19 protein-coding genes are annotated in these 24616 nt (G+C 40.0%); 14 read left to right on the top strand and 5 right to left on the bottom strand.

Going from position 1 to position 24616, the window contains the following annotated elements; genetic code table 11:
• The first annotated feature begins 400 nt into the window (after positions 1–400).
• From ABU615_RS05250 to ABU615_RS05225, 6 genes are all read left to right on the top strand, one after another.
• Positions 401–2179, top strand: coding sequence for a ShlB/FhaC/HecB family hemolysin secretion/activation protein (locus tag ABU615_RS05250; protein ID WP_367486860.1), 1779 nt, complete (start codon positions 401–403; stop codon positions 2177–2179).
• Between the two features lie 67 nt (positions 2180–2246).
• On the top strand, positions 2247–10331 hold the full coding sequence (locus ABU615_RS05245; protein ID WP_370389330.1) for a hemagglutinin repeat-containing protein: 8085 nt from the start codon (positions 2247–2249) through the stop codon (positions 10329–10331).
• Between the two features lie 32 nt (positions 10332–10363).
• A complete protein-coding gene (locus ABU615_RS05240; RefSeq protein WP_369608577.1) occupies positions 10364–11008 on the top strand; it encodes a hypothetical protein in 645 nt (214 codons plus the stop codon).
• Between the two features lie 141 nt (positions 11009–11149).
• Positions 11150–11353, top strand: coding sequence for a VENN motif pre-toxin domain-containing protein (locus ABU615_RS05235; protein ID WP_367486888.1), 204 nt, complete (start codon positions 11150–11152; stop codon positions 11351–11353).
• The gene (locus ABU615_RS05230; RefSeq protein WP_369608576.1) at positions 11347–12267 is read left to right on the top strand and encodes a hypothetical protein; all 921 of its coding nucleotides are present in this window, start codon (positions 11347–11349) and stop codon (positions 12265–12267) included. The genes ABU615_RS05235 and ABU615_RS05230 overlap by 7 nt, the downstream gene beginning before the upstream one ends.
• Before the next feature lie 5 nt (positions 12268–12272).
• Positions 12273–12671 (top strand): SMI1/KNR4 family protein, encoded by a 399-nt coding sequence (locus ABU615_RS05225; RefSeq protein ID WP_370389329.1) that lies wholly within the window; start codon positions 12273–12275, stop codon positions 12669–12671.
• Here ABU615_RS05225 and ABU615_RS05220 read toward each other — a convergent pair.
• A complete protein-coding gene (locus tag ABU615_RS05220; RefSeq protein WP_367486897.1) occupies positions 12668–13213 on the bottom strand; it encodes an RNA 2'-phosphotransferase in 546 nt (181 codons plus the stop codon). The two genes, ABU615_RS05225 and ABU615_RS05220, sit on opposite strands and share 4 nt — an antisense overlap.
• A 37-nt stretch (positions 13214–13250) precedes the next feature.
• Between ABU615_RS05220 and ABU615_RS05215 the strand changes: the two genes are divergently transcribed.
• The 8 genes from ABU615_RS05215 (at position 13251) to ABU615_RS05180 (ending at position 18207) form a co-directional block, all read left to right on the top strand.
• Positions 13251–13595, top strand: a complete 345-nt coding sequence (locus ABU615_RS05215) for a VENN motif pre-toxin domain-containing protein (protein ID WP_369609017.1) — start codon at positions 13251–13253, stop codon at positions 13593–13595.
• A gap of 69 nt (positions 13596–13664) precedes the next feature.
• Positions 13665–13787 carry a hypothetical protein gene (locus ABU615_RS05210; RefSeq protein ID WP_367486899.1) on the top strand — a complete coding sequence of 41 codons (123 nt, stop codon included), beginning with the start codon at positions 13665–13667 and terminating at the stop codon, positions 13785–13787.
• Positions 13788–14137: 350 nt separating this feature from the next.
• Complete coding sequence (locus ABU615_RS05205) at positions 14138–14761, top strand: hypothetical protein (RefSeq protein ID WP_367430032.1); 624 nt, start codon at positions 14138–14140, stop codon at positions 14759–14761.
• Positions 14762–15345: 584 nt separating this feature from the next.
• Positions 15346–15645 (top strand): hypothetical protein, encoded by a 300-nt coding sequence (locus ABU615_RS05200; protein WP_370389328.1) that lies wholly within the window; start codon positions 15346–15348, stop codon positions 15643–15645.
• 343 nt (positions 15646–15988) lie between these two features.
• Positions 15989–16474: a VENN motif pre-toxin domain-containing protein gene (locus ABU615_RS05195; RefSeq protein ID WP_370389327.1), complete on the top strand. Its 486-nt coding sequence runs from the start codon at positions 15989–15991 to the stop codon at positions 16472–16474.
• Between the two features lie 78 nt (positions 16475–16552).
• Positions 16553–17152: a hypothetical protein gene (locus ABU615_RS05190; protein WP_370389326.1), complete on the top strand. Its 600-nt coding sequence runs from the start codon at positions 16553–16555 to the stop codon at positions 17150–17152.
• A complete protein-coding gene (locus tag ABU615_RS05185; RefSeq protein WP_367429136.1) occupies positions 17122–17541 on the top strand; it encodes a hypothetical protein in 420 nt (139 codons plus the stop codon). The genes ABU615_RS05190 and ABU615_RS05185 overlap by 31 nt, the downstream gene beginning before the upstream one ends.
• Positions 17542–17757: 216 nt before the next feature.
• Entirely contained in the window at positions 17758–18207 is a 450-nt protein-coding gene (locus ABU615_RS05180; protein WP_370389325.1) for a hypothetical protein, read from the top strand.
• Between the two features lie 419 nt (positions 18208–18626).
• On the opposite strand, the gene ABU615_RS05175 is transcribed toward ABU615_RS05180, so the two are convergent.
• The 4 genes from ABU615_RS05175 to ABU615_RS05160 form a co-directional block, all read right to left on the bottom strand.
• Complete coding sequence (locus ABU615_RS05175; RefSeq protein ID WP_370389324.1) at positions 18627–21890, bottom strand: autotransporter outer membrane beta-barrel domain-containing protein; 3264 nt, start codon at positions 21888–21890, stop codon at positions 18627–18629.
• Between the two features lie 116 nt (positions 21891–22006).
• Positions 22007–22537, bottom strand: coding sequence for a toxin-activating lysine-acyltransferase (locus ABU615_RS05170; RefSeq protein WP_367486925.1), 531 nt, complete (start codon positions 22535–22537; stop codon positions 22007–22009).
• A gap of 905 nt (positions 22538–23442) precedes the next feature.
• Positions 23443–23991: an imm11 family protein gene (locus ABU615_RS05165; protein WP_367486927.1), complete on the bottom strand. Its 549-nt coding sequence runs from the start codon at positions 23989–23991 to the stop codon at positions 23443–23445.
• 198 nt (positions 23992–24189) lie between these two features.
• Positions 24190–24426, bottom strand: coding sequence for an imm11 family protein (locus tag ABU615_RS05160; RefSeq protein WP_367486930.1), 237 nt, complete (start codon positions 24424–24426; stop codon positions 24190–24192).
• Between the last annotated feature and the right edge of the window lie 190 nt (positions 24427–24616).

Genomic DNA, 24616 nt, shown 5'->3' with positions numbered 1-24616 from the left:
CTAAACAAAAATATTATTGTCTACTAATTAAAAACCTTTAACTTATATTGGTATTTATATTATTTAAATAGAAATACCAAATAAATACATAAAATAGCAATTTATCATTAATAAGTATTGATAATCGCAATAAAATGCTAATATAGAGTTTATTAATTTTCAATTTATACTGATTTAGGAATATATTCAATATCAGTAATTCGATTTTAGATTTATATTAAAATCAAATAGATATATCATGATAATGATATTTTTTGTACTTAAATTGCTTAAAATATAAACACTATTTTTCTTGATATGATGTTCCATTTCATTATCTGATAATAATCAACTCAGTTGTAATTATCGTAATCTAACTTTAAAATTAACTAACTTTAACATTCAATAAGCATTAAATGAAATGCGTTTAAAAAAAATTGTCATGCTGGTATGGCTGCTGAGCAATGGAATGGCAACTGCTTACGCCTCGCCGGTATCAGAAGTAGCTTCCCAGCTGGACCGTCAACAGCAACAGCAAATCATTCGCGAACAGCAGCGTCAGCAGCAGTTTCAGCAGCAAATGCAGCCCGAAGTAAATATTCGTTTACAGCCACAAGAAGAAAACCCAACACAGACAGACAAACTGAATACCAACGAAACCCCGTGTTTTGCCATCAACAGTATCACCCTAACAGGAGAAGAAGCCAGCCGCTTCCAGTTTGCCCTAAAAAAAGCGCAGCGCCAGAGCCAGAGCCAGTTTACCGCAGGCATGTGCCTAGGCAGCAAAGCCATCAACCAGATCATGACCTTGGCACAGAATGCCGTCATCGAACGTGGCTACACCACCACCCGTATTTTAGCCACACCACAGGATCTTACCAGCGGCACCTTACAGCTCAGCGTCATTCCGGGGCGAATCCATACCATCCGTTACAATTTAGACAATGCAGCAACCACCCACGTAGAGCGTATTCGCCGCATCCAGAACGAATTTCCAGCCAGAGCCGGAGACATCCTGAATCTGCGGCAGCTAGAGCAGGGACTAGAAAACCTGCGTCGCGTTCCCACCGCCGAAGCTGATATCCAGATAGTACCGGCTGAAGCACCGAACGAAAGCGACATCGTCATCAGCTGGTCACAACGAACCATTCCCTTTCGTATAAGTTTTAACGCAGACGATTCCGGCAGCCATTCCACAGGGCGTTATCAGGGAGGCGTCACATTATCAGCAGATAATCCATTAGGACTAAGTGATTTATTTTATATCAACTACAACCATGATTTAGGCAGCAAAGACAGTCAAATGGACAGCGATGGCAACCGTACCGGCAGCGGTACCCGTGGCTATGCACTGCATTACTCAATACCTTATGGCAACTGGCTGATAGCGTATAACCGCAACCATTACCGTTATCATCAGGCCGTAGCCGGATACAACGAAAACTACGACTACAACGGCAAAAGCGACAACAGCGACATCGGACTAACGCGGCTGCTGTATCGCGACAGCCACCGCAAAACCGACATCACCGCCAAATTATGGCGTCGGCAATCCCATAATTACGTAAACGATGCCGAAATCGAAGTACAGCAACGGCATACTGCCGGCTGGGCAGTCAACCTAAATCATCAAGAATACATAGGTAATGGCACCGTCAACATCGGATTAGGTTACCGCCGTGGTACCGGTGCCGATCACAGCCTGCGGGCACCCGAAGAAGAATTTGGCGAAGGCACATCGCGCATGAAAATCATCACAGCCGACATCGGCTACACGCAGCCATTCACCCTGGGCAGACAACGCCTCAGCTTCGACAGCTCCCTTCACAGCCAGTGGAACAAAACCCCCTTAATTACCCAAGACCAGCTTTCCATCGGTGGCCGTTATACCGTGCGCGGATTTGACGGCGAAGTCACCCTCATGGGAGAACGAGGCTGGTACTGGAACAACAACCTCAGCTGGCAATATCTAGGTACCCATCAGGTATATCTGGGGCTGGATATCGGCCACGTTGCCGGTCCCGCCACCGAAATGCAGCTGGGTAAAACACTAGCTGGTGCCGTTATCGGCTTCAAAGGCCAGATGAAAGCCGGCGGCCAGTGGTATTACGACATCTTTGCCGGCAAACCAATATATAAACCCCAGTACTTCCGTACCGCCAATACCACCGTTGGCTTCAGCCTCAACTATTCCATATAACACAATCAAACCACACATATCAGAACGCCGTTAGCCCAGGCTGTACGGCCGAATAACAGGAAAAATCATGAATAAAAACAGATACAAAGTCATATTCAACAAAAAAAGAGGAATTCTGGTTGCCGTAGCCGAAAACACCATCCGTGAAGGCAAAAGCACCGCAGACCGTAATCAAAGCGGCGGCACCATCTTCAGCAGCCTACTGGCTAGACTACCCGTATTAACCAGCTCCATCCTACTCGGATTAGGTCTATGCGTACTCATTAATCACTCTGCCATAGCCGCAGACATCCATGCCGACCCGTCTGCTCCCAAAAACCAGCAACCCACCATCCTCCAAACCGCCAACGGCATCCCGCAAATCAACATCCAGACCCCGAGCAAAGGCGGCGTATCCATCAACCAGTACCGGCAATTAGACGTCAACAAACAAGGAGCCATCCTCAACAACAGCCGTAAAAGCACCCAGACCAAACAGGCTGGGTGGATACAAGGCAACCCATGGCTGGCCAAAGGCGAAGCCGGCATCATCGTCAACCAAATCAACAGCAGCAATCCCAGCCGGCTCAACGGCTACATCGAAGTAGCCGGCCGACGAGCCGAAGTCATCATGGCCAACCCGTCCGGTATCAGCGTCAATGGCGGCGGCTTTATCAATGCTGCCGGCGTCACCCTAACCACCGGCAGACCCGTACTCAATAACGGCAGCCTGGACGGCTTTCAGGTACGGGGAGGCAACATCAGCATCAACGGACAGGGTCTGGACACAAGCGGCAGTGATTACACCAACATCCTGACCAAAGCAGCGCAAATCAATGCCGGCATCTGGGCAAATAAACTCAACATCAGTACCGGCAGTAATGACATCAATGCCCAAGGGCAGATCACCGCCAACGTAAACAACAATATATCGGACAAACAAAGCATAGCCATAGACAGCAGCAGCCTAGGTGGCATGTATGCCGGCAAAATCGTACTAATCAGCAACGACAAAGGCGTCGGCATCAACAATGCCGGCCAAATCTTTGCCGGAGCCGGAGGCGTCAGCATCAGTACCGATGGCAGACTGAGCAACAGCGGCAGCATCGTTGCCGCAGATAAAAACAGTAGCGCCGCAGAAGAGGCCACAGCAGCCATACATGCAGACAGCATCCGCAACAGCGGCACCCTGTCGAGCCAAGGCAAAATGCAATTACAAAGCCAGCAGCTAGACAACAGCGGTTTAATCACCAGTGCCGACGAATTAAACATCCGCAACCGGCAGCAACTGAGCAATCAGGGCGAAATCAACGGCGGCCGGCTCGACATCAGCAGCGGCAGCATCTACAACCAGCAGGGCAAAATCATCCAGAGCGGCCAGCAAAGCCTGAAACTGGATCTGAATAAACTGAATAACAGCAGCAACAGCCTGATCGGTTATGCACCATCAGAACCCCCAACCAGCAACAGCAGCGAATCAGCCACAACAGAACAGCCAGCCAGGCCGCAGAAACCGGCAGAAAACCAGGATACCCCCGTACCGACCATTGCCACAGGCGCAGGCCAGACCGAAGCAGCGGCGGGCACCCCCAAACAATTTGCCAGCGGCCAAATCATCAGCGAACAAGAAATTCTCAACGACAACGGCCAAATAATTGCCAATGGTGGCATCGACCTGAACGCACATAACGGCCTGACCAACCGTGGCACCCTCAACCTAAACAAATTACAAGTAAGCGGCGAACTGCTCGACAACCAGCAAGGAAAACTCAACACCGGCGAAGCCCGCATCAGCACAGGCCGGCTGGATAACCGCAGTGGTGAAATCAGCAGCAGAGGACCGTTCCAGTACACAGGCAAAGAACTGGACAACCGCAAAGGCCGGATCCAGTCGACGGAACAAATAGCCATAGAGGCAGAGAACACCGACAACAGTGATAGCGGCGTCATAGCGGCACAGAAACAACTGCAGCTACACAGTAGTGGGCAAATTGACAATAGCAAAGGCGGGCAGCTATGGAGTGGAGGAACTGCTGAAATACAAACGGCCAACCTAAATAACAATAGTGGCGCCATCGATAGTGACAGTCTGCAACTGAAAGCGGATAGCATAAATAATCAGCTGGGGGCTATTCGCAGCGTCAACGCCCAGCAGCTTACCGTAACCAATCAGCTTAATAACCATACCGGCCAGATAGGCAGCAATGGTCAGCTCACCATTCAAGCCGGTAATATCGATAACACAGCGGGTAAAATCAGTGCTGCACAGCAAGCAGAAATTCACAGCAGCGGATTCAATAACCAACAAGGCACAGTAGACGCAGAAAACATAAAAATTAATGCTGACACACTAAATAACAACCACGGAGCCATACGTGCCAATGGAGAAACGCGCACCAGCATCAACCAAAGCCTGAACAACCAGCAGGGACAGATTAGCTCGCAAAAAGACGTTTATATCAGCGGTAACGCCTTGCAAATAGATAACAGCCAGAACGGACAAATCATTGCCGGCCAGAATCTTACCCTGCAAGCACAAAATCTGAATAACCCGGGCACCATTGCCGCCGGCCACGATGCAGAAATCGCATTAACAGATAACTTCAGCGTCGATGCAGACATCACCGCCGGTCACAACCTGACTATCAGCAGCCAAGGGACGATCAGCAACAGCCATACCCTTAGTGGCGGCGACAGCGTGCGTCTGCAGGCAGCCGATATCGACAATCAGGCCAGCGGCACCATTCAGAGCAACAATCAAACCGAATTACAGGCACAAAGCAAAATCACCAACCGTGGCCTGATAAACAGCAACGGCACCACACTAGTACAGTCCGGAAACAGCATCAACAACATCGGCACCGGCCGCATCTATGGCAACCATGTCGCCATTGGCAGCCATGATTTATACAATCAGGAAGAAACCAGCGGCACCGAAACCAAAGCAGCAGTGATAGCCGCACGCCAGCGGCTGGACATTGGTGCAACTGATATCGTTAACAAAGAACACGCCCTGCTTTCCAGCGAGGGTGACATCGCCATCGGTGGCAGCCTAAACCAACAGCATCAGGCTGTGGGCATGGCAGATAATCTGCTCAACAGCAGCGCGCGCATCGAAGCGCAGGGAAATGGCAACATCGCCGTACGGCAACTACAGAATCTGAATAATCATTTTGCTGTAGAAGAATATCTCGACAACAGTAAAAAAATCTTCCAGATACAAGAAAAAGGCAATCCAGCAATCTGGGTAGATGGTGTGGATGGAAAATTCAAAAAAGGAAAAAAAGAACTCAGTTTCAAATTCAATGACGGCACCAATAAAAAATGGAAAAAATACTCAGCTAAAGACGTAAAATGGTGGGACTATAAAAGTGATACCTACAAACAGCGTGTCACCGAAAGCCAGCCAGCAGAAATCATCATCGGCGGCGACCTAACCATCAGTGGCGAACACTGGGTCAATAACAACAGCCGTATCATCATCGGTGGCAATCTGACCGGTGGTGACAGCCTCAATCTGGAAAACCAAGAAACCAAAGGCCAGCAGCGGGTTGAAAATCATGGTCAACAGGGCGGATACAAATATAAAAATCCCAAACTGGGCTCCGGTAAAATTAAAAAAACAGGCGAAAAGCCATATAACGAAACCATCATAACCAGCCATGAATTTGACACACCAGTAAGCGTTGTACAGCAACATGCCGGCATCAGTGCCAATCAAGGCAAAGCCGAACAGGCAAAAACAGGCAATCAGCTGCAACCACAGGATAAAGCGCAGACACAGACAGAAAACCACAACCAAAGCATCCAAAGTCTCAGCCGCTTCAATACCAACTTGCCCAACAGCAGCCTGTACCACATCAATCCCACCAACAGCGGCTATTTGGTTGAAACCGATCCAGCGTTCACCAACATGAAAAAATGGCTCGGCAGCGACTACATGCTCAGCGCATTAGGGCAGAACCCAGACAGAATGCAAAAACGGCTGGGTGATGGCTATTACGAACAAAAACTGATAAACGAACAGATAGCACAGCTTACCGGCTACCGCCGGCTGGAAGGCTACAGTAATGACGAAGAGCAGTACAAAGCACTCATGAATGCCGGCATCAGCTTTGCACAGCAGTTTCACATCACCCCCGGTGTCGCATTAAGTGCCGAGCAAATGGCACAGCTTACCAGCGACATGGTGTGGCTGGTCAACCAGACCGTCACCCTAGCCGATGGCAGCCAGCAGACCGTACTCGTACCCAAAATCTACCTGAAAGTACGTGATAACGACGTGACCACAGCCGGCGCACTAATCAGTGCGCACAACATCAACCTGCAAAACAGTGGCAACATCAACAATCAGGGCAGCATTGCCGGCCAGAACATCCTCAGTCTGGGGGCACAGAATATTGACAATAGTGGCATGCTTAGCGGCAGCAAAGTAGCCCTTACCGCCAATGACAGCATCAATTTCAACGGCGGATCCGCAGTAGGTAAGGACCTACTCAGCCTCAAGGCCGATAAAATCAACCTCAACACCACCACAGCCAGCTATGGCGATGAACGCAACGGTGGTACCGTTATCGACCGCACCGCTGGGCTGTATGTCACCGGAGACAAAGACGCTGTTCTCAGCGTAGCCGGTACCCACGGCATCACTACCCGTGGCGCCAGCATCGTCAACAATGCAGATAATGGCACTACACAGCTCAGCAGCAGTGCCGGTAGCATCGACCTCAATACCGTTACTACCCGCCGCGACATGACAGACGGCAGCAGCAGCGACAAAAACCACTGGATAAACCACTATCAAAACGAAAACGGCACCAGCATCAGTGCTGCCGGTGATATACAAATACAGGCTGCAGACCAGTTCAACATCCGGCAGGGCGACATCAACAGCGAAAACGGCAACGTCAGCCTGCACGGCAAAAACGGTGTCAATATCATAGAAGGGCGTCAACAGACCGAGCTAGACCACTCCGTCTACATCAAATCCAGCGGCCTAATGTCCAAAAAAACCAGTCTTGACCAATCGCGGGCCAACTATGATGAAGCTGTAGGCAGCAATATCACCGGCGCCAAAGTCAGCATCAGTAGTGATCAAGATATTAACATCCGTGGCAGCAACATCATCTCCGATAATGGCACAGTGCTGAAAGCCGGCCAGGATGTTAACATCACAGCGGCGTCCAACCAGTATCAAGATCAGGAATACCACAAAGAAACCAAATCCGGCCTAATGGGTAGTGGCGGCATCGGCTTTAGCATCGGGAAACAGAAAGAAACCGATGACACCACCAGCCGCCGCACCATCCACAGCGGCAGCAGCGTTGGCAGCCTCAACGGAGACACCACCATTGTAGCCGGCAACCACTATACCCAAACCGGCAGCAGCGTTTCCTCCCCGCAAGGTAACGTAAACATCATAGCCAAACAGATAGACATCAACGCAGCCGAAGACCAGTACAGCCGAGACAACATCCATACCTTCGAAAAAAGCGGCCTTACCGTAGCCGTCAACGTACCCATAGTCAATGCCATCCAAACAGCCAGCACCGCCGTAAATCGCATAGGCGAAAGCAAAAACGCGCGCGTCAACGCCATGGCAGCCTTCAATGCCGGCGTAGACTTGTATAAAGCCGGCAATGCCGCCGCCGACCTGGCCAACAATCCACAAAACGCCACCAATGTCAGCGTCAGCATCACCGTAGGCCAGCAAAAAAGCCGCAGTGAAACCCACAGCCGCGACAGCGTCGCCGCCGCCAGCCAGATTAATGCCGGTGGTGAAGTCAACCTACTGGCAACCGGAGCCGGACAGGATTCCAACATCAACATCATTGGCTCAGATGTCAATGGCAAACAAGGTACACACTTACAGGCAGACAACGAAATCAACCTGCTGGCGGCCGAACAAAACCACAGCGAGCGCAGCAGCAACAAATCCAGTGGCTGGAATGCCGGTGCCACCATCGGCATTGGTTCAGGTGGTCCAAAGTTAGGTATTACTGCCGGAGTGAATGCCGGCAAAGGACATGGCAATGGCGACGAAACCAGCTACCGCAACAGCCATATCGGAAGCAGCAGCGGCAACACCAGCCTCACCAGCGGCGGAGCCACCAACATCAAAGGCGCACAGGTAGCAGGTAAAGGCGTACAGATTGATGCAGCCGAACTAAATATCGAAAGCTTGCAGGACACCGCCAAATACAACAGCAAACAGCAGAATATCAGCGGGCAGGTCACCGTAGGCTATGGCGCCTCTGCCTCTGCCAGCTTCAGTAAAAGCAAAATCAAAGCCGATTATGCTGCTGTAACAGAACAAAGCGGCATCATTGCCGGTGACAACGGCTACCAGCTCAACATCAAAGGTAATACCGACCTCAAAGGTGCCATCATCACCTCTACAGCAGCAGCCGAAGCGGCAGGCAAAAACCAAGTAATTACCGGCAGCCTGACCAGTAGTGATATTCATAATCATAGTGATTACAGTGGTAGCAGTATTGGTATCGGTGCCAGTGGCAGCGTTAGTGGATCAACACTGGGACAAAAACAGCCTACTAGTAATGACAAGATTAACCTGGCTAATCAGGGGGAAACGGGTGCCAGCAAGTCCCTTGGCTTCGGACACGATAGTGGCCATAGCAGCAGTACCACCCACAGCGGCATCAATACTGGCAACATCATCATTACAGATGCTGCTGCCCAGCAGCAGAAAACCGGAAAAAGTGTAGCCGAAACCATAGCTGGAATTCATACCGATACCAGCAGCGACAACTATGCGGATAAAGCCGGCTACCTGAGCAACAACTTTGACAAAGACAAAGTTCAGAAAGAGCTGGATACACAGCGTGAAGTCACACAGGAATTCAGCGCCAATATACAGGCTACCTCAGCAATGATAAACAGCAAAAAGGATAGCCTGAAAGAAAAACTGAAAGACGAAAACCTGACCTTATCAGAGCGGGAACAATACGAAAAAGAACTGTCGCAATGGAACACAGGCGGCTTACTGCTGAATGCCATCGGAGCAGGATTGGCCGCACCAACCAATAGCGTAGGGGGCATATTGGCAGCCACAGCCAGTCCGGTGGTTTCCTATCAGATAGGCCAATACTTTAAAGGCAAAGAAGCTGAAGGCAGCACAGCTCATCTGGTGGCACATGCAGTATTAGGTGCAGCGGTAGCGGCAGCAGGAGGGAATGATGCATTGGCAGGAGCATTGGCGGCAGGAGGATCAGAGGCGATAGGTCCAGTGGTATCGAAATGGCTGTATGACAAAGAACCAAAGGATTTAACGGCAGAAGAGAAAGCAACTGTATCAGCAATATCAGGACTGGCAGGAGCGGCTACGGGAGCGGTAGCGGGTGGAAGTATGGCAGATGCAGCGCAGGGTAATCAGGCTGCGCATGCGGCTGTGGATAATAATCGGCTGATAGTCACCGGTGACAAAGCCGCTAAAAAACGTTATCTGGATTTATTAAATAAAGCACAAAAACAGTATAAGTATAAAATAGACGAAAAGAATAGAATCGTAATTGATGGTTATCATTATGATGATACTCAAAATCCACCTGTATTAGTATCGGATAACCCTAAAGGAGGTACTCTAAACCCCACAGATGTGGCGAATAAAACAATAATAGATGCAATCAATAAGAATGAGGATATATATTTAAGATTGATTTCTGATCCAAAATATATAGTTAAAAATCACACGACAGTTGATGATTATTCTACTGGTGATGTAAATGTCACAAAGGAATTTTTTGATAATTCAGATACTGAAGCATTGTATTTATTTATACTACATTTAACAAAAGAAAGATTTGAAACAGAAAATTATGAGCAAATTAAATCTGAGATATTTAATGATGATGGTACTATAAAAAATGAATATAAAAAAGAAAATATCTTCATGCCATCTCATAATCTAGCGAGAAATGCAGAGTATCAATATCTGAAAGAGAAATACCCAGATAACGTAATTCATCCTGACAAAGAAACAAAACCTTTTGTAACCAAATGGAAAGGAATGGATGTCATTCAGTTCACACATGATTTTGGAGATAAAGTTGTAAAAACATACTATACTTATGAACAGGATAGTACAAAAAAATATGAATATCCCCTAAAGCCGATTGCCACAGTTATCGAGGATAAAAACACAAAACGAAACTGAATTTAAAAATAAAGCCTAATTGGAGAGCAAAAATGAAAAGAATTTATGTTTTTACAATGATGTTGATATTTGTTTATGCAGAAAATGTCTTGGCACATGACTTAGTTACAGAAGCTATACTTTATAAAGACAACGCTACAGCTAATATATGTTCGAAAATAAATGGTGACTTCCATTACATTACTGATTTAAACGTATCTAATAAAAATAAAGATTTAGATGGAATCTATTATGGCATAATGAGAGATAATCATCGAAGTTATACGATCAAAATAAATTTTAAAAATAATTATTTTGATTATATAGATATTATTAATAACAATGTTATTACCATTTTTAAACCGGGATATTACTCACCAGATGAACTTTTAAGATTGCTTAAGGCTTCATGTACAGATTTGTACTCAGATAAGAAAGATTGTCATAAAGATAATATATTTTCAGTAAAACAGGTGAATATTAAAGATATAAGTAATTTGTGTACGACAAATCCGGTACCACCATCTATTCTAAAAACCAAATATATTGGACGACTCTTTGGAAACTATATGCTGGCAAATGGATTTAATACTGATTTTATTAATAGAGTAATTATTTATGAAGAAAAAAGACAAAGAGGATTACCATTTTGTAGAATAAAAGGGTTCGGATTTGATGATTGCGTACCTGACGATTAATTAAGAGGCATTATCTGCGCTACGGCCAGCATAGTACTTTCGTATCAAATTGGACAGTACATCAAAATTTAGGCTCATAAAAACCAGATTACAGGAGTTAAAGATGAGTTAACCGCCGGTCATGAAACAGCACATAATGCCATGTTAGGAATAGCAGTAGCCGCAGCCGGAGGAAATGATGGCCTTGCTGGAGACTTGGCGACAGCTGGGGCAGAGGCAATTACTCCAATACTGTCACAATGTCTATATGGCAAAAAAACAGTGGATTTAACCGCTGATGAAAAAGCCACAATTTCAGCCATAGCAGGCCTGATCGCTGCAGCGACAGGAGCGACAGTATGGTAAATGCAGCACAGGGTAATCAGGCTGCGCATACGGCTGTGGACAATAACCTAAACAATAATGATTGGCCTTATTTTGGAACAACTCCTGAAAAAACTATAAAGCTGAATGAAGAAAAATTTATCAAATTAATTTGTAAAAACTTAAATTCAAGCGAATGTCAAAGAAAAAGAGAAGAAGTTCAAAAGTATGGAGCTAAGTTTATTATAAGCAATGTAATAGATTTTATACCAATAATAGGAGATATAAAGGGATTGTATGAAGCAGAGACGGTTGGGGATTATGTATTTGCCACAATTGGAGTAGTGCCACTTGTTGGTGATTTGGCTAAAAAAATGCATACTGCACAAAAAGCCTATGAAAAAGCGATAGAGGCAGGAAATGTAGCAGAAATGGTTAAGCAAAAAGAAAATGTGGCTAATCTAATAAAGGAAGATAAAATTAGAAAAGGAGTGGGTGGGAATGCCGGAAAGGGGGCAGTCAATAATATATCTAATCTAAATCCTAATAAAATTAGATTCTTACAGAATACGGTTTCTTATAATAAAGTAGAACGAGGAACTGATATGAAATATACTTATGACGATCTTGTTACAAACTTGAAAACTAATGGTTGGAAAAGAGATCCAGTTGATGTAATTAAAATGCCTGACGGCAAATTTACAAGTATGGATAACACAAGAATAGCAGCAGCTAGAGAAGCTGGTATAGATATTAAAGCTAATGATAGAAATTTTAATGATAAGCTTTCACCATCTGAAGTAAATAGATTTTCTGATCCCAAAAAAGGGTTTATACCTATAACTTGGAGAAAAGCAATAACTGGAAGGCTTAATAAACAGTCAGGTGGATTTAGTAAAAATAATCCATTTGGTTCAAATGCTCCCCCTCGCATTAGTGGTAAACCTAAAGAATAATAAATATGGCTCATTACTTGTATTCGAAAGAAGAATTACCTGAAGGGTTTAAATATCCTTTGTCTTTTTTAAAAATTTGTTCTAAACAAGACGTTCTTGATTTAGAGCCATGGTGGTTTTTATATGAATTTGAAAATTTTGCTAAACAATGGTTATTTGAATTAAAAAAACAATATCCAACTAGAAAATTGATACCATTTGCCAAGGCGTCTAATACTGATGATATTGTTTGTTTTGATGGCTCGGATAAATCAGGAAATCCTAAAGTATACTTTGTTCATGCTTTTGCTTCTTCTGGATGGGAAAACAGAGGTAGTGTTTGTAATTTTGATGAATGGTTAAAACAAGCCAAAGAAGAATCAGCCCAATATAAAGCTGAAATGGCTGAATTAGATAAGATTTAATCAAATATTAAAAAAGTATTAGGAACAGTATTAGTTAACCAAACACCGTTATCAGCCAAATAAAATTTAAAACCTTGTTGATACATCTGCAAGGTTTTTACTTTTAATACTATCGGTTTCCCATGTCTTTCTCCGACTTTATTAGCTGTCTTCTCATCACCAGATAAATGAACATAATGACGACTACCAGCAACTAATCCTTGTTTTTTAATGGAATCAATAAATCGGGTTGCAGTGCCATGATATAAAAACTCTGGAGGTATTTGTTCTACATGGTTAATTTTTACTTGTTGAGTTGAATGTCCTTGTGCTGCACGTATTTTTAGACCATCATCCGAAATCGTAAAACGTTTTTTATCACTTGTTTTAACAATTTGCTCAATCAACTCTCTAGTTAGAGGTTCTCCATGTTGATTAGCTTGCATGATTAGACTATCGATATTGACCCAACCATCAGAATCTATTGTGATTCCAATAGCTTCTGGTTGATGTCTCAAAATATAGCTTAAAAATTTACTTATTTTATCTAGTTGTTTGCTCATATTTATTTCCTGAATAATTCCCACATTGTAGCGGGAAATCTACCATCTGCAGGAAAACGTAAAAGGAAGCATAAAAGACCTATCGTCAGCGATAAGGACAGTAGCAGGGGGACTAAGCGGAGGATCACTGAGCAATGCGCAGATAGCGGGAGAGCTTGGGCAAAATGCAGTAGAGAATAATACCTTAATTAACAGTAAAGGAGAAAGCAAGCTTAATGCACAGGAAAGAAAAATAAATGAAACGCTGAAAAAAACAGTAGTACAAAATATGACTCAAAGACAAGATGGTACTATATCAGAAATTACACAATCGTTTCATAAGGAAAATCATTCAAATATTCATATTAATCCAAACACTATTTCTTTCGGGAATAAATCGTAATCAGTTTAACAAATGGCGCTCTAATTATTGGAAAAATAGAGCAAATGATTTTAAATAATAGGAGTATCAATGAGTGATCTAAATAACGTTATTGAACATTTAAAAAAATTATCAAATGGAGAGGTAATTAATGTCGCTCTTCCTGATGATGATTTGCTTGATAATTATGAGAAAGAAATTAACTTTATATAAAAGAAAGAGAAAGTATAGATAACTATGAAAAAGAAAAGTTAAATATAATTAATGGTAATAAGCCCATATTTCAATTAGTACATCATAAAGGATTGCAAGCAGAGTTAGATTATCTAAATGAAAAATTTCCTGGAGGAACATATGCGCAAGGACTTGAGTATTCATATATCGGGAAATTTAACGGTAAATATGTAGGAATACGTGATATTCCCTATGGAAGTAAAGAATTGCTATATTATTTTTCTCTGGTCCCAACTACTAAAAACAAGGATTGCCGTTAAGACCAATAAATATACAATATAGAAAATAGTATAAATTGCAACTATGATTTTTTATAGGAGACAAAAAATATGTATAAAAAAATTTTAAGCAGCTTATTATCAATTTATATATTAAGCTGTAATCCTGTTATAAATGCAAAAGGGGTAAACTCTAAACTAATTACAGTTTCAAACAAAATTCCAGCATTTATAGAATACTCATCAAATAATGTATGTCCTAGTTCCAAAAAAAATACTTATATTACACCTTTAAATCTTAACAAGAACTCTAATCTTAATGACGGAACTTTTTATGGAATAATGAAGGATGGTAACAAAAATTATTCTATAAAATTAGTTTTAAATAAAAATTATTTTGAATCATTAGAGGTATATGACAACACGTTATCTCTTGGATTAAGAGGTAATACTAAGATTTTAAATTTTTCTTGTTCAATGCTATCTATAACTTCTGATTTAACAAACGATAAAAATTTATGTAATTTGAACCATATCTTTTCTTATAATAATAATTATTATGATGATTTAAAATATTTATGTTCTAATAATAATCGTAATCCCAATATTAGACCTTCTTATTATTTAGGTAATAAATTTAGTAATTATCTTTTAATAAACGGATTTAATATTGATTTTATAAATCAATTAATTAAATATAAAAATTTAAAAAATCATGGGTTATTAGATTTTTAAATACTTTTAATTTACTTCTAAAATTATTTATTTGTACCAACATGATGATACAAATAATCTACTGGTATTAATTAATTAGTAAATAATTATATCTCTGGAAATATTGGTACTAGTAAAATTTTTTCATGATTCTGATCTATAATCCAGAGTATAATGTTGGTATATTGACAGAATTTAATTATTTGCAAAATATATTTTGATTATGTAGAAGATTCCAAAGGTAATAAGATACCCACAAGACCTATTGGAATAACATTTTAAACCTATATGTTTTTGTTGAGAGGATACTTTATGAAAATTGTAGGGTTTAGATTAATGAAAAAATTTTTTTTTGATATTTTATTTATTTGCGTCTATTGCGTTAGCAAATGAACATGATGAAATAATAGATTTCATAAAAAATCCAAAAAATGTTTGTGAAGTTTCAAAAAGTAAAAGTGTAATAACAATGTTAAATTTCGATAAAAATGATGAATATTTGGATGGATATTACTATGGAACTATAAAAAAAATAAAAATAATTTTTTATAATACTAAATTTTAAAGATAACTATCTAAAAAGGATAGAAATACAAGATAAAACATTGCATTTGGGAATTAAATATAATCCCCAAAAAATAGTTTTAAATATTAATTGCCAAGATATATATAATTCAAAAAAATTATGCTATAAAGATTTTGTATTATTCAATAATCCCAATAAAGAAAGTAGTTTGAATCAATTATGTTATTCAAAATTGAAATACAAAAATATACCTAAAACATCTTATTTGCCAGATGATGTTGTTGAATATTTGTTTGCTAACGGTTTTAATATTCCATTTTTAAAAGATTTATTTAAATACCAAAGCCAAATAACTAATGGAATTGTAGATACTTTTTAATCTTAAAATAAAAAATAATATAAAAAATATTCCATTAAGTAATGGTGGCTAAAGTCCATTTAGTTATTTTGTATCAAATATAATTTTACGAATTATTAGATAAAGCCGTACATGGAGACTTACAGGCAAAAGAATCTGCAGAAGAACTGTAGGCAGCTATGTTGATATAGAAAAAACTAAGCTAAAAAAGGTATAGCCTGAAAGAAAAACTGAAAGACGAAAACCTGACCTTATCAGAACGGGAACAATACGAAAAAGAACTGTCGCAATGGAACACAGGCGGCTTACTGCTGAATGCTATCGGAGCAGGATTGGCCGCACCAACCAATAGCGTAGGGGCATATTGGCAGCCACAGCCAGTCCGGTGGTTTCGTATCAGATAGGCCAATACTTTAAAGGCAAAGATGCTGAAGGCAGCACAGCCCATCTGGTGGCACATGCAGTATTAGGTGCAGCGGTAGCGGCAGCAGGAGGGAATGATGCATTGGCAGGAGCATTGGCGGCAGGAGGATCAGAGGCTATAGGTTCAGTGGTATCGAAATGGCTGTATGACAAAGAACCAAAGGATTTGACGGCAGAAGAGAAGGCAACTGTATCAGCAATATCAGGACTGGCAGGAGCGGCTACGGGAGCGGTAGCGGGTGGAAGTATGGCAGATGCAGTGCAAGGTAATCAGGCTGCGCATGCGGCTGTGGATAATAACCTAAACAATAATGATTGGCCTTATTTTGGGACAACTCCTGAAAAAACTAGAAAGCTAAATGAAGAAAAATTTATCAAATTAATTTGTAAAAACTTAAATCCAAGCGAATGTCAAAGAAAAAGATAAGAAGTTCAAAAGGATGCAGCTAAGTTTATTATAAGCAATGTAATAGATTTTATACCAATAATAGGAGATATAAAGGGATTGTATGAAGCAGAGACGGTTGGAGATTATGTATTTGCCGCAATTGGAGTAGTGCCACTTGTTGGTGATGCAGCTAAAAAAATGCATACTGCACAAAAAGCCTATGAAAAAGCGAAAGAAGCAGGAAATGTAGCAGAAATGGTTAAGCAAACTGAAAATGTGGCTAATCTAATAAAGGAAGATAAAATTAGAAAAGGAGTGGGTGGGAATGCTGGAAAGGGAACGACGGCGACTACTGGTAAGCAAGAGGCCATTATTCCAAATAATAATTGGGGGGCTTTAGATAATGCTTCTAAAACTGCATTTGATGCAGCAAAAAATAATGTAACTACATGGACACCAAAAGATAAGCATATGGTTGGCACTATAGCTAATAGAAGTGCTCAATTTAATACAAATAATGTGTCTGATATTCAAAACTTAGTTAAAGAGGCATTAAACTCTCCTAATGCTAAATTTATACCTAATAATGTCGATGGTTCTTTCAGAGTTGTAGTTGATATGAATAAACCAATTGGTACAAAAGGTCAAACAAGTATCCGAATAATAATAGGAAATGATAGAAAAATATGGAACGCATTCCCAGTAAATTCTCAATAAATATTGATTATACCGATTTATTTATCGGTGAAGTTTCATCAAATCCTCAGCTTTTTTCTAAAATTGAAGGTAATTTATTTATTTTAATAGATAATATCCCAGTTTTTGATGAGAATGGGATATTACTACTTGAATTGGCAAAGAAATTGAATGATTGGATTTGTGATCAACAGGGTGATTTTGAATATTACTCTATGGATTATGAAGAAGGGCCAATCTTATTCTTTAAGAAGGAAATTACAGGCTATTGGCAGTTTGGTAGTATATGGATGGAAAAAGTCTATTCAGATATTGAACTATACAAAATAGTTGTAGCAAGCAAAGAGTTTATAAATAAATTGCTTTATGAGCTTCAATTAAAAAAAGTTGACTTTAGCAATTTATTCTAAAAATCATAAACGTTATGAAAAGTTTAACATTAAAAAGATCTTAGTATGATACAGATATCTTTAATTGCTTTCTAAATCTCTGCATGGCACGACAACTATGCGGATAAAGCCGGTTACCTGAGCAACAACTTTGACAAAGACAAAGTTCAGAAAGAGCTGGATACACAGCGTGAAGTCACACAGGAATTCAGCGCCAATATACAGGCTACCTCAGCAATGATAAACAGCAAAAAGGATAGCCTGAAAGAAAAACTGAAAGACGAAAACCTGACCTTATCAGAGCGGGAACAATACGAAAAAGAACTGTCGCAATGGAACATAGGCGACTTACTGCTGAACGCCATCGGAGCAGGATTGGCCGCACCAACCAATAGCGTAGGGGGCATATTGGCAGCCACAGCCAGTCCGGTGGTTTCGTATCAGATAGGCCAATACTTTAAAGGCAAAGATGCTGAAGGCAGCACAGCCCATCCGGTGGCACATGCAGTATTAGGTGCAGCGGTAGCGGCAGCAGGAGCGAGCAGTGTGGAATTGGCAGCTCAATACCTAATAAATCATCTGTCAAAAGAGCAGTATCCAGAAGCAATACATCCCACGAAAGGAAAAATAGCCCTAAACAGACTGCCGGAAAACGTAAAAGTAACAAAAAAGCGGCAGCCCTGGTAGTTAATGCGGCCAAGAAAGAAGTGGCATAGCTTGGAAAGAATGTTTGAAATTTGTTTCAGATAATTGAAGAGAATACCAATAGAATAAATCCACTATTGGATATTAAATATTAAACATTACCCTAATTGTATAAATTTTTAAAATTATTCAAAGCGTTTTTTGAAAAAAGATAAAAATAAATATTATTGGAGTATTTTTTAAAATAAAAATCCACTAATGAATTAAGGATGAAAGCGTTTATGCAGAATCATTAATAAATTTTTATTGGTACGAATATCTTTTTCTTACATCATTTTAGATTAAACAAGCATATTTATTTCTGAAAAAAACGTGGTTGAGCGTCTAGCCTGACCACGTTGTACATTAGTGAAAATATTTGCAATAGAATAAAATTCTAAGCACTCATTCTTTCGTTCTCATCACTTCCATTTGTGCTCAAAAGAAAGGCTACCGCGGTATCCTTCGCGTTTTGTGCTACCAAAATCATGCTCGTAGCGGACATCGCTATAAATAAAGCTATTATTCTTTAGCGCAATTTTAAGACCTATACCTAATTCTCCCCATGTTTTGGCAAATTTTTCGCGTAGATTATCTCTACCAATGTCTACACGACTTGGATTTAGAAAATCATGCCATACATTGCCTAGAGCATAAAAAGTGGCTGGTTTGGCAATGGCAGTGTAGCCATCATAAGCCACACGCACGCCCACACGGCCGCGTAGCGCATCCTGACCGTTTTGATCGACATGTCGGTAACGGTCATTAAAACTATTTAGATTGATATATTGGTATATCAGTTGTGCTTGTGGTTCAATCTTCCAATTACCTTGTGTATTTACTGATTTTGTCAGCCCAAATGGTTGGCCCGCTTCTACAGAAATTGCGAAACCCCAGCCATTTTGGTTATCGGGATTAATGCCATCACGTGCTTCGTATTTATTATGCAGATAAGACAACTGGCCTACTAGATCGATATAGCTGTTATTACTATTGTAATAAGTGTTGGTGATACCCAGACTAATGGCATCTGATTTACCTTTACCGGTATATTTATCACCTGTGATGACACCATTTACCGCACGGTATTGATCAGAAAAATCGGTACTAGCTCTACTGTAAGCGATGTAAGTGCCAATATGATTGTGGCTACCATTTTCATGCAACTGGCTGAAAAAATCATGTCCAATCTGAAAACCTGCGATATCAGAATCAGCATTTAAACGGTTTTTACCATCTTGTTTCAGATGTTTGCCCAATACTCGCCCCCATGTCTGTCCACTGATGAAATTTTCAGTCTTGCTGTCACAATTTGCACAATCTGTTAAATCTGAAGTCAGGTGTTCTCCGCGACGTTCATGCAGGGTACTTATACTGGCAAATCCTTGTTCCTGATTGATATGCGGTATAACGACATAACCGGCAACGGCATGGGAATATATCGGTGTTGGCTTTTTGGGTGTGGTGGTCTCACCTCCTCCGCTATTACCACCACCTCCATTTTCGCCGCCTGTTTCTTCTTTAGCCTGCATTGTCCAGTAATATACATCACCATCTGTACTTGAACGTTTGGCTAATTGTACTTCCGTTGCTCCTGTTGTATGCGCAGTGCCCGTAAAGGCATTTTGGCTACTATAGGTATTTAGGTTGCTGCTGGTACCAACATATACCACTGGTACGGTATTGATAACTTTATTAACTTGCTGCACGTTACCGTCAATTACATTTTCATTGCCGTCTGCATTCAAGGGTATAACACGGGTTACACCAGTGGCCGTACCAGTGATTTTTAATACATCAGATTGAGAATTATTTCCTTCAGCATCACCCGGTTGATTCCACAGCGTATTCATTTTAACCATTGCATTATTGATTGCGGAGTAATTACCCACAATGGTTACCATATCATTGTATTTAGCATGGGAAGCATTATCAAGATTGATGATACTTTCATCATTATTCACGTTGCCTTGCAGTATGAATTCATTACCACCTGCATCATCAAAAGCAGCATTTAAAATAGAGCCGTGAGTTAGATTCAGGGTATCAAATTTTGCGGTATTGTTGGTGCCACTTTTCTTTAAGTTCCAAGTAAAACCATTATCTAAATTGATGTTAAGAATAGGTTTGTAACTTTCATCCAGCACTTGTTTTTCTTCAGTTTTGACCGTTCCTTTGGTGACTAGCCCAGTCATACTGCCTTTACCTGTGGCATTAAAGGTTACTGAAGAAGCTTCATATGCTTCGTGCCCTTGCTCATTTCCGCTATTGTCATAAGTGTTTGAAAAGTACTGATAGTTAGGCCCTGTGTAGTTGCCACTGATATTAACTATATATCCTTCATTATGAGCAGTCAGGTTGGTTTTATCGCCTGAAAAAGATAAGTTTGTATCAACCTGCCCCTGATCGACAAAGATTAAATCTTTCCGGCCCACTGAGCCCTCAATTACCGGATCGGCACTGGTACCGGTGGTGGTGAAAACGGCATCTTTAAAGCTGGCTCTAACACCATGAGCAGCTGCTTGTTCGTATTTACCATCTTTGGTTGCATCGTCGTGAGTACCAATTTCTAATGCATAACCGTTGGTTTTAATAGTGGAGGCGCTATTCTCATAATTGGCTTTAAATAGAGAATTACGCACCATTTTTATGCCATTACCACTTCTCGCGTTTGTTGTATCAATTGTTAAATTTCCATGGGATTCAAGTATTCCCGGGCCTTCCCCTGTATTACGCGTTTTACCTAATTTTATGCCGTTACTGTCCCAGTTTAATGTTGACGTGTCACTGCCCTGATTAATGATGATTTTGTTGTTTTTGCCATTTAAAACCACTATTGGGGTCAGTTGCCCTTCAACTCCGGTATCTTCAGCAGCTTTATGATTAGTTTGATTTCCGGAAACATAAATACCGATAGATCGATTACCGGTTAAGGTCATGTCTAAATCATCGTTGACAATAACGCGCCCAGTAGAGCCGTCTCCTGAATTATCGAAAGCGCCCTGAATTGCTCGAATACCATTATTTAATATTGGCTGGGTTTTACCCCCTGTGGCTGTCTGATTCATGGTTAATTTATCCACTGTTATGGTGGTGTATTTACCATTGAATGTTTTTCTTTCGCCAGCATTTGCAGCCGAACCAGCTAAAATACCATAGGAGGAGACAGAACCACTTGAGTTACCGCCGCGGGAGTAATTATTATTAATATTTAACTCTACATTTTTAGCTGTTATGTCAACATTGTGATATGAGGCAATGCCGGATAAATTGCCATTGCTGTTGACGGTAAAATCTAAGTTACCGGCATTAATGGCGGCATTAGAATACCCATAAGAGTATTGATTTCCCAAAGCCGTATAATCACCATTTATGTTAGCTATTAAGGTAGTGTCCCCAACATTAAGTGGTTCACGTAGATGGTTACGAGTCAAAATATAAAAACCGGCGTTACCACTTTGATTAACCGTTGCGGCCTTTACGTTATTACATCCATCATTCGGTCCACCGCCGCCAACTAAGATTGATCCGTCTGCATTGGGTATGCAATCCTGAGCAAATGCGGTTGTCGATACGGCTAAAACAGTTAAAGTAGCTGTAACTTTGCACGCTCTACGTACCAGTTCTGAACAGGCTACCGTTGTACCCGTTATTTTATTAAACTTTGTTTGGTAGATTTTGTTCATACTGATTTCCTCTTAGTCAAGGGTGAAACTAAGATGATCTTATCGCTTATAATTATTGGATTTATAAAACTATTTTTTTATTTACTTAATAAAATCAGAATATTACAAATTTAAAATTAACATTGAATATTTTTTACAACAGTTTGTTGTTTTGATTTATGGTAGCCAAAATAACACAAATGATTATGCAGAACTTTTTTACAGATTGATTTAGTTAGTAAAGCATCATGCAAACCAAATGGACAGAAAAATGATAATATCCATAAATTTTTGTCTTGATCTGGTTGCATGCAATTGACAAAAGTTAGATAGTCTTTTGATTGATTCAAATACTGAATTTCTTCCTCGTGGTTCAAATATGCCCAGTTGATATAGCCGATAGGGCGCTGTTGAGTGATGATTAAGGCGAAGTTTTTCGAACGGATAATGGGAATTAAATTTTCTAAGGCAGAGTTAATAGCAGCGTTTTTGTAATCAGGATGTTTGCTCCATAACCATATCATTGCCCCGATTACCTCCGCTTCATTCCATGTGGCATCGGGAAAAATACTGGGAGCGATTACTCTGCACGCTTGGGATAATACATCAGAAGTGGCTACTGAGGCTTTTTTTGATTTAGTGAATTTTGATTGGTAATTTTTTTTCATATTGATTTCATCTTAGAATATAACGACACCAATATGATCATATCGCCTGAAATGGAAGGTTTAATAAAACTAATTTCAATTTGCTTATAAAAATTAAAAGTTTACAAATTTAAAATTTTTATTGAATATTTTTGCAACAGTTTATTGTGTTGATTTTATATAATCAAATAAATCACTAAGGTTTATTTAATATTTTAGAAACAGTTTTGGGTAGCACAGCCTATCGCTTTTCAGATTAAAAAAAACAATATGTTAATACTGAGTTAAAAGCTAGTTTAATATAACAATGTAATTAATTTTTAACTAAGCAAAAATAATTCATTTGAAATAAAAACTTTCAGGTTTAATTTTAGCTACAGCAGGCTGACTAACTGTGATTGGAGTTATTTTAGACTGTTGTGGACGTACATTTTTACGCACATGCTTAATCTTGTGAATAACCAATAATTCTTTGAGTCTGTGTTCTGCTACTGAATAGATAAACAAGATGTTAACCTTATTTAGGTCTACTCCGCTTCATTCGTTTTTATCATTAAATATTTAAAAAATGCCATCCAATGATTTTTCTGGAGTACGCTCGTGATTATAGCCACTCTTTTATATCGACGCCGTATTCTGCATTTTCCTGACTACGTTGTTTTAGTTAACATTTCTTTCTAACGGCTTGAGGTTTGATTTTATTTTTGCTTATCAGCAGCAGCTAAGTATACATGCCGCCATGAATTATTCTTGCCTATAGGATTAGCTTAGTTATGGTCTCTATCTTAGCCAGTGGTTTGTAGACAATTTAGCTTATGTCGGTACGGGTTTCCTGAATCATTCTTTTTAGTCCGTCCCACAGATAGCGTTTCGTTTATCAGATGTCTTTCCTGACTATTGCTAATAGGCAGGTTTACTAAATTGGATTATGTGTATAAATCTATTCCTTTTACTTTATTTTTTATAAAAAACTGTCGTAACGACTCTGAAATCACAATTATCCCTTCAGATTCTTCACACCTTGCCATACAAAATTGCTCTTTTATATTTTCTTTAAAGACAATTTCAAAAAATTTTTTGGGTCCATCAGGCAAACTCTCTAATAATGGTACATATTCAGATTTATTCATATCAATACAAGATATTAAACGCAGAATATTTAATACCTTATAACCAGAATAGCTGCGACCATTAACAGTTATAGTTGCCTCTATTAGCTGGACATCATGTAAAAAATCTTGATTGTTTGAAAGTAAATTGGCAAGTCTAGGCGAGATAAAATCAGGACCATCACTGAAATAAAAATCATAAGAGAGCAAACGTTTTTCACTTACTTTTTTTTCTAATTTAAAAACTAATGGTTTATTTGATTGAATCTCCTTGCATTCTATAAATTCGTAACTGGCAACTACAGTTGAGTCATATTGGAACCAATAACTATCAGGATAATTACCTATCATAAGTTCATAAATCATATTAACATCCTTTGGAAGGCCTAATTGAATTTTTATTTAAAATAGTTTTTCCAGTACGTAAATCCATTCTTTTTGTTTTTATTAGTTCATTTAAAGCTTCTCTGTATTGCGTTTGTGTGCAAGCGACAATAATAGTGATAGCACTAGCAATATCCTTTTGCTCTCTTTTTGGAAAATATTAATTTTTAGTAAACTTGATTATAGATATAAATCGATTCCTTTGATATTTTTTTCAATAAAAAATTGCCTTAACTTATCTGACATTACAATATGTCCATGAGACTCCTTGCATCTAGCTATATAAAAATCTTCAATAACATCTTGTTTGAAAACAATTTTGTTAAACCATTTTGGACCATCAGGTAAGTAATCTATTATAGGTTCGCTATCAGATTTATTTAAATCTATACAAGATATCATTCGAAGAATATTCAATACTTTGTAGCCGGTATATATGCAATCGTTGACAATTATATTGGCATCAATAAGTTGAACATCTTTTAAAAATTCTTTATTATCAGATAGTAAATTCGCTAGTCTCGGTGAAATGAAATCTGGACCATCGCTATAATAAAAATCAAAAGAAAGTAATTTTTTTACGCTTATTTTTTTTCTATTTTAAAAA

This window comes from Snodgrassella alvi (assembly GCF_040741455.2).
Classification (GTDB): Bacteria; Pseudomonadota; Gammaproteobacteria; order Burkholderiales; family Neisseriaceae; genus Snodgrassella; species Snodgrassella alvi_E.
Note: the sequence above shows the minus strand (reverse complement) of the source record. Positions and strands in the feature narration are given on the sequence as shown.

What these genes read in the sequence shown, in the direction of transcription:
- ABU615_RS05225 (WP_370389329.1), top strand. Translation starts at nt 12,273, where the DNA reads ATGGCTCATTACTTGTATTCGAAAGAAGAATTACCTGAAGGGTTTAAA.
- ABU615_RS05235 (WP_367486888.1), top strand. Translation starts at nt 11,150, where the DNA reads ATGTTAGGAATAGCAGTAGCCGCAGCCGGAGGAAATGATGGCCTTGCT.
- ABU615_RS05210 (WP_367486899.1), top strand. Translation starts at nt 13,665, where the DNA reads ATGAGTGATCTAAATAACGTTATTGAACATTTAAAAAAATTATCAAAT.
- ABU615_RS05245 (WP_370389330.1), top strand. Translation starts at nt 2,247, where the DNA reads ATGAATAAAAACAGATACAAAGTCATATTCAACAAAAAAAGAGGAATT.
- ABU615_RS05205 (WP_367430032.1), top strand. Translation starts at nt 14,138, where the DNA reads ATGTATAAAAAAATTTTAAGCAGCTTATTATCAATTTATATATTAAGC.
- ABU615_RS05220 (WP_367486897.1), bottom strand. Translation starts at nt 13,213, where the DNA reads ATGAGCAAACAACTAGATAAAATAAGTAAATTTTTAAGCTATATTTTG.
- ABU615_RS05175 (WP_370389324.1), bottom strand. Translation starts at nt 21,890, where the DNA reads ATGAACAAAATCTACCAAACAAAGTTTAATAAAATAACGGGTACAACG.
- ABU615_RS05250 (WP_367486860.1), top strand. Translation starts at nt 401, where the DNA reads ATGCGTTTAAAAAAAATTGTCATGCTGGTATGGCTGCTGAGCAATGGA.
- ABU615_RS05180 (WP_370389325.1), top strand. Translation starts at nt 17,758, where the DNA reads ATGATAAACAGCAAAAAGGATAGCCTGAAAGAAAAACTGAAAGACGAA.
- ABU615_RS05170 (WP_367486925.1), bottom strand. Translation starts at nt 22,537, where the DNA reads ATGAAAAAAAATTACCAATCAAAATTCACTAAATCAAAAAAAGCCTCA.
- ABU615_RS05185 (WP_367429136.1), top strand. Translation starts at nt 17,122, where the DNA reads ATGGAACGCATTCCCAGTAAATTCTCAATAAATATTGATTATACCGAT.
- ABU615_RS05165 (WP_367486927.1), bottom strand. Translation starts at nt 23,991, where the DNA reads ATGATTTATGAACTTATGATAGGTAATTATCCTGATAGTTATTGGTTC.
- ABU615_RS05240 (WP_369608577.1), top strand. Translation starts at nt 10,364, where the DNA reads ATGAAAAGAATTTATGTTTTTACAATGATGTTGATATTTGTTTATGCA.
- ABU615_RS05230 (WP_369608576.1), top strand. Translation starts at nt 11,347, where the DNA reads ATGGTAAATGCAGCACAGGGTAATCAGGCTGCGCATACGGCTGTGGAC.